General features: G+C 72.4%; 6 protein-coding genes. 3 read left to right on the top strand and 3 right to left on the bottom strand.

Annotated features, from left to right (window positions below; all coding sequences use genetic code 11):
* Nucleotides 1–119: Clp protease N-terminal domain-containing protein (locus tag E1298_RS52060; RefSeq protein ID WP_131903064.1), on the bottom strand; the 119-nt coding region annotated here is incomplete at its 3' end.
* A gap of 480 nt (nt 120–599) precedes the next feature.
* Between E1298_RS52060 and E1298_RS42555 the strand changes: the two genes are divergently transcribed.
* The 3 genes from E1298_RS42555 (at nt 600) to E1298_RS42565 (ending at nt 5,302) form a co-directional block, all read left to right on the top strand.
* Nucleotides 600–1,706 carry a PQQ-dependent sugar dehydrogenase gene (locus tag E1298_RS42555; RefSeq protein ID WP_131903065.1) on the top strand — a complete coding sequence of 369 codons (1,107 nt, stop codon included), beginning with the start codon at nt 600–602 and terminating at the stop codon, nt 1,704–1,706.
* A gap of 123 nt (nt 1,707–1,829) precedes the next feature.
* Nucleotides 1,830–4,232 carry a tetratricopeptide repeat protein gene (locus tag E1298_RS50915; protein ID WP_131903066.1) on the top strand — a complete coding sequence of 801 codons (2,403 nt, stop codon included), beginning with the start codon at nt 1,830–1,832 and terminating at the stop codon, nt 4,230–4,232.
* Nucleotides 4,226–5,302 (top strand): CHAT domain-containing protein, encoded by a 1,077-nt coding sequence (locus tag E1298_RS42565; RefSeq protein ID WP_243726176.1) that lies wholly within the window; start codon nt 4,226–4,228, stop codon nt 5,300–5,302. Before E1298_RS50915 ends, E1298_RS42565 begins: the two co-directional genes overlap by 7 nt.
* Nucleotides 5,303–5,360: 58 nt before the next feature.
* Here E1298_RS42565 and E1298_RS42570 read toward each other — a convergent pair whose 3' ends face one another.
* Together E1298_RS42570 and E1298_RS42575 are read right to left on the bottom strand one after the other, a co-directional pair.
* A complete protein-coding gene (locus E1298_RS42570; protein ID WP_131903068.1) occupies nt 5,361–5,912 on the bottom strand; it encodes a restriction endonuclease in 552 nt (183 codons plus the stop codon).
* Nucleotides 5,913–5,931: 19 nt separating this feature from the next.
* On the bottom strand, nt 5,932–6,381 hold a 450-nt coding region (locus E1298_RS42575; RefSeq protein WP_207945178.1), incomplete at its 5' end, for a helix-hairpin-helix domain-containing protein.

A 6,381-nucleotide genomic window follows, 5' to 3' on the forward strand; every position in this document is an offset into this window, starting at 1 on the left:
TCATGGATCAGACCCAGAAGGATGTGCTCGGTCCCGATGTAGTTGTGGTTGAGCATCCTGGCCTCTTCCTGAGCCAGAACGACAACCCGCCGCGCACGGTCGGTGAACCTCTCGAACATCTCGTCGCCCCCTGGGGAAGCCCTACGCCGAAAATCGGAGTCCGTACTTCACTCATCCCACCATCTTTAATATGCCACCGGACACCTGAAACAGTCCTCGATTCCGTTCGCTCTGGGCGCACAGGCCCCGGGCCCGGCCGTCAGCCGAGGGGGCCGCCCCCGCCCGGACCCGGCGCCCGCGAGGAGCGGTCCATCCGGTACCGCTGGTCAGGCCGGTATTTGATTCATATGGAATGCCGTATGTGAAAGGTGAAAAACTAGAGTCTTCACAGCGAGCGATGGGACGGGTACCTTACAAGACGGCAGAGAGCGCTCCCACGCCTTGCGGCCCGGCTGACCTGCCCGTCCATTCGCAGAGAACAAGCCACTGCGTCCGGGACCTCCTCATCGCCGCAAGCGCGGCTCTCCGTCTACCAGGGCGTCCCACCAAGACAAAAAAATCGGGGGCACTTACTGGTTCGGGGTGACAGAGGAGTCGAAATGCCCCTGAAAATGCGCACGCTGGCCCCGGTCGCGGTGTTCGCCATCGCGTCCGCGGTCGCCGTTCCCGCCGCTCCGGCGGCCCCCCTGGACGCGGTCACGCGGACGGCGGCGCGGACGGCCGCCAATCCCGCCTTCAACTTCGCCGCGCCCGACGTCGTGGCGACCGGCCTGTCCGTCCCGTGGGGGCTGGCGTTCCTTCCGGACGGCAGCGCGCTGGTGTCCGAACGCAACAGCGCCCGCATCCTGCAACTGCGTCCGGGCTCGGCGCCGACCGAGGTGGCCCGGCTCTCCGGAGTGCAGCCCACGGGCGAGGCCGGGCTGCTGGGCATCGCCGTCTCGCCGACCTACGCGCAGGACGGGTACGTCTACGCCTACTACACCTCCGCGTCCGACAACCGGATCGTCCGCTTCAAGCTCGCGGCGTCCCCCCAGCAGGAAGTGATCTTCTCGGGCATTCCCAAGAACACCTTCCACGACGGCGGCCGCATCCACTTCGGCCCTGACGGGTTCCTCTACGCCGGGACGGGCGACGCCGGGACGAAGCCCAACGCGCAGAACCGGAACACCCCCGCCGGGAAGATCCTGCGCATGCAGCCGAACGGGTCCCCCGCCCCGGGCAACCCCAACCCGAACTCGGTGGTCTACACCCTGGGACACCGCAACGTGCAGGGGCTGGCGTGGGGCGGCGGCCACATGTACGCGAGCGAATTCGGCCAGAACACCTGGGACGAAGCCAACCACATCACGATCGGCGGGAACTACGGCTGGCCGCAGGTCGAGGGCCCGGGCGGTGGGCCGAACTACATCGCTCCCATCGCGACCTGGTCCACCTCGGAGGCGTCGCCCAGCGGCGCCGCCGTCGCGGGCGACACGCTGTACGTCGCCGCCCTGGGCGGGCGGCGGCTCTGGCTGGTCCCCCTGGACGGCAAGGGAGGATCGTCGGGTCGTCCCACGGCGGTACTACAAGGCACCTACGGACGGATCCGCACGGTCTCCGTTGGCCCGGACGGCTATCTCTGGGTGATGACGAGCAACCGCGACGGCCGCGGCACCCCCAGCGCGACCGACGACCGGATCGTCCGCTTCCCTCAGGTCAAGCCCTGAACGAAACCGCACCCTATGCGGCATCTGCCGGATAAGGTCGTCGCCGTACGGCTGGGTGGGCGCTGACGCCTCGCTGCGCAAGGCCGCCCGCCCAGCGGGTCGCGTCGTGCGGAAGGGTCACCGGTGCGGGAGAAGTTACTCGCCGCCATTCGGGCGCGGAACTCGCACACCCCCGACACCGGTGATCCGACACCTGTGCTCGACCCGGCCGCCCTGAAAGAGATGGACACCCTGCTGGCGCTCGTCACCGCGACGTCGGTAGGAGGCGGGCGCGGTGTCGACGTCGAGGCGTTCCATGCCCTCGGGTGGCTGTGCTGGCTCCGCGTCCAGGCCCTGCCGGTGGACGAGTGGGACGACGACCTCGGATGCGCCACCATGGCGTTCGGGCCCGTGTTCGCCGCCGATCCCAGCGCCGTCCCCGAAGCACTGCACGAGTTCTTCGCGCAGCAGGCGGCGGAGCACCCCGCCGACGCCCCGTTCGCCGACCACCCGTTCGCCGACGACGACGACCCTGCCGAGGACGATCGATTCGTCCCGGAGGACCTGGTCTTCGACCCGGAGCGGCACGAACTGCGATCCGGCTCCCAGGCCCCAGACCCGGACACCGACCCGGCCCCGGACACCGACCCGGACTCCGGCCCGCCCGTCGATGCGGCCGCCCTCACCAACAAGGGAGTCGAGCTCACCGAGTGGTACGAGCGGGACGGCGACCCCGAAGCCCTCCAGGGCGCGCTGCACCTCTTCCGCGCCGCGTTCGCCGCGGTCCCGCCCGACCACCCGAAGTGGGACCTGTGCCGGATCAACCTCGTCATCGCGCTGGGCACCTGGTACGACGCCACCCGCGATCCCGACGCGCTGCGCGAGACGGTGGACGTCTTCCGCACCGCCGCCCGTGACGCCCGTTCCGAGCGCCTCGCGCGCCGGGCCGACCTCTCGGCCGCTCTGCGCATGCTGTTCGACCACACCGGGGGCACCGCGACGCTGCGTGAGGCCGTCGACGTGCGGCGGGACGTCATCGCCGCCACCGCCGACGCCTCGCCGAAGCTGCCCGCGCACCTGACCGACCTCGGCGGCCTGCTGCGCCGGTTGTACGAGCACACCGGGGACGCGGAGACGCTGCATGAGGCGATCGACGCGCACCGGTCGGCGGTGGCGGCGACTTCGCCCGGCGACGAGGAGCTCGCCGCGCGCCTGACCGGGCTCGGCGGCGCGCTGCAGACGCTGTCGGAGCACACCGGGGATCCGGAGGTGCTCCGCGAGGCGATCGTCGTCGGACGGCGCGGCACCGGCGCCGCTCCCGCCGGGCACCCGTACCATGCCATGTGCCTGGCCAACCTCGGCGTCTCCCTGCGCACCGCGTTCGAGGACACCGGCGATCTCGACCTTCTGCACGAGGCGGTCGACGCGCACCGGGCGTGCGCGGCGGCCACTCCCGACGACCACCCGTCCCGGGCGAGCCGCCTGCTCAACCTCGGCAACACCCTCCTCGCCCTGTCGGGGCGGGCCACGGACGGGGCGGCGCTGCGCGAAGCCGTCGCCATCACACGTGCGGCGACGGCCGCGCTGCCGGACGACCATCCCGACCTCCCGATGTACAAGTCCAACCTCGGGAACGCCTTGTTCATCCTGGCCGATGAGACCCGTGACCAGGGCGCGCTGGCCGAGGCGTGCGAGCTGGCCCGGGCCGCCGTGACCGCCACGCCGGACGGCCACGCCCTCAAGCCGCGCTACCAGCGCAACCTTGCCGCGGGGCTCACGCAGCTCTTCCGCCGCACCGGGGAGCAGCGCTGGCTCCGCGAGGCCGTCGTCATCGGGCGCGCCGGGGTCGCCGCCGCCGACGACGACTGGCCCGAGCTGTCCCGGACCCTGTACGTCGTGGGCTCGGCGCTTTACCAGCTCTTCCGAGAGACCGGGGACGATGCGCACCTGGCCGAGGCCCGGTCGGTGCTCGCACGGGCGGCGGCCCTGCCGACCGCGTCCGTGAGAGACCTGATCGACGCCGGACGGCTCCTGTCGACGGCCGCCACCGTGGCGGGCGACCACACGGCTGCGCTGGCCGCGATGGAGGCGGTGGTCAGCAGGCTGCCGCTGATGGCGCCCCGCGACCTGCGGCGGGCCGACCGCGAGCACCGGCTCGGCGAGGTGGCCGGGATCGCCGGCCGGGCCGCCGCCGCGGCGCTGTCCGCCGGGCGGCCGAAGCGGGCCGTGGAGCTTCTCGAACAGGCGCGCGGGCTGCTGCTCACCGAGGGCATGGACGCCCGGACCGAGTTGGACCGGCTGCGCGACCGCGCCCCCGACCTCGCCGACGAGTTCGCCCGGCTGCGCGACCGCCTCGCCCGGCTCGACCCGGCGGCCGGGCGGCAGGACGACCGCGCGCGCTCGGCGAGATGCGCGGCGCGGCGTCCGCCGTCTGGGACGCGCTGCTCGACCGTATCCGCGCCCGTCCAGGGCTCGCCGGCTTCCTGGCCCCGCCGTCCGTCGACGGGCTGCGGCGGCAGGCCGAAGCCGGGCCGATCGTCATGGTGACCACAGACCGGCACCGCTGCGACGCCCTGATCGTCACCGCCGACCCTGACCGGCCCGTCCGGCATGTGCCCCTGCCCGGCCTCACCCAGGACGCCGTCTACGAACAGGGAGACCGCCTCCTCGCCGCCCGCCGCGCCTCCGCCTCCCTCGACGCGTCCGAGCTCAGGAGGGCCGAGTCCGTCCTGCACGACGTCCTCGGCTGGCTGTGGGACGCGGCGGCCGAGCCGATCCTGGCCGCTCTCGGCCACACCACCGTTCCCGGGCCCGACGACGCGTGGCCCCGGGTGTGGTGGTGCCCGATCGGGGTCATGGCGTACCTGCCGCTGCACGCGGCCGGGCACCACCATGACATCGCCACCGACGCCGCACCCCGCACCGTCATGGACCGGGTGGTGTCCTCCTACACCCCCACGGTCCACGCGCTCGCCTACGCCAGGCGGGCACCCGTCCCTTCCGGCACGGACGGGCGCCCGGCGCTGATCGTCGCCATGCCGCGGACCCCGGGCGAGCCGCCGCTTCGGGGTGCGGACGACGAGGCGCGCCGGTTGAGGAGGTTGCTCGGGGACGCGACCGTCCTGCGGAAGCGGCACGCGACCCACCAAGCGGTCCTGTCGGCCCTGCCCAAGCACTCGGTGGCCCATTTCGCCTGCCACGGCGCCACCGACTGGAGGGATCCCGGCGCGAGCCGGCTGCTCCTGCACGACCACGCCACCCGGCCGCTGACCGTCGCGGAGATCTCCCGGCTGCGCCTGGGCGGCGCCGACCTGGCCTACCTGTCCGCGTGCGGCACCGCCGACACCCATCCCCGCCTCGTCGACGAGGCCGTCCACGTCACCGCCGCGTTCCAGCTCGCCGGTTTCCGCGCCACGGTCGGCACGCTGTGGCGGATCAGCGACCAGGTGGCCACGCGGGTCGCCGAGGACGTCTACACCGAGCTCACCGACGCGGGCACGCGTGCCCCGGACACCGCCCGCACCGCGCTCGGCCTCCACCACGCCGTCCGGCGCGTCCGCGCCGACCTCCTCGACGCCCCCACCCTGTGGGCGAGTCTGATCCACACCGGCGTTTAGGACATGTCCTGGACGAACCGGTCCCAGGACTCATGTCCAGGACTCACCCATCCAGGGCTCATCCGTTCAGGACGTCCGTGCGCGGCGCGTCGTCGAAGAGGAAGCTCTGGATGCGGTCGCGCCGGTCGGTCAGCAGGACGTTGACCGCGCCCGTGCTCGTCAGCCGGCTGACGTAGGCGGCGTGGTGGCGCAGGCGTCCGCGCGCCTGGCCGCCGTCTCTCGTCTCATACATCCATGAGTCATCGGTCAGCCGCACGCACGCGATGCCGTGGGCCCTCGCGTACTCCAGCGCGCCGCGCTGGAAGCCGGAGGCCGCCACCACGACGCCCTTGTGGGCGCCCGTGGCGCGCAGCTTGTCGTTGAGCACCTGCACGTGCTCGCGCTTGACCGGGGCCGCGTGCCGCTTGCACTCGAACAGCATGAGGAAGTCCGCACCGAGGAGCCGGAACCGCACCGTGACGTCGATGACGTAGGTGCCGTCCGCCCCGTCCACGGGATCGAGGTGCGTGACACGCCAGTCCAGGACCTCATGCCCGCCGGCCTCGACGAGGTCGGCGACGGCCTTCTCGTACTCCGCCGGGCTCAGCTCGTGCACGGGAACGGCCATCATCCCCCGATCGGCGCCGGCGTCATCTGATGATGATGGCGTACTCGGCGACCTCGTCGAGCAGGTCGGGCGGGAGCTCGACCATGGCCATCAGCTCCTCGACCGAGGAGAAGGCGCCTCCGAGGCTGGTGCGGACGGCGATGACGTGGGCGGCCTTCTCGGCGGTGACGCCGCTGAAATGGGTGAAGATCTCGGCCGGTACGCGGTTGACGTCGATGAGGCCGCCGTCGTCGTAGCTCCGCCCGGGCAGGTCGCGGCGGCCGATGCCGAGCTGCTTGGCGCTCATCGGGTCGGCCGCGGCGAGCTGCCGGGCCTCGGCGCGCCTGCTGCTCCGCCTGGCGACCATGGCCAGGGCCTCCTGGTTGCGGTCCAGCGGGATCCCCGGGGGCGCCCACGGGACGGGCCGCGTGCCGCTTGCACTCGAACAGCATGAGGAAGTCCGCACCGAGGAGCCGGAACCGCACCGTGACGT

Source organism: Actinomadura rubrisoli (assembly GCF_004349215.1).
Taxonomy (GTDB): domain Bacteria; phylum Actinomycetota; class Actinomycetes; order Streptosporangiales; family Streptosporangiaceae; genus Spirillospora; species Spirillospora rubrisoli.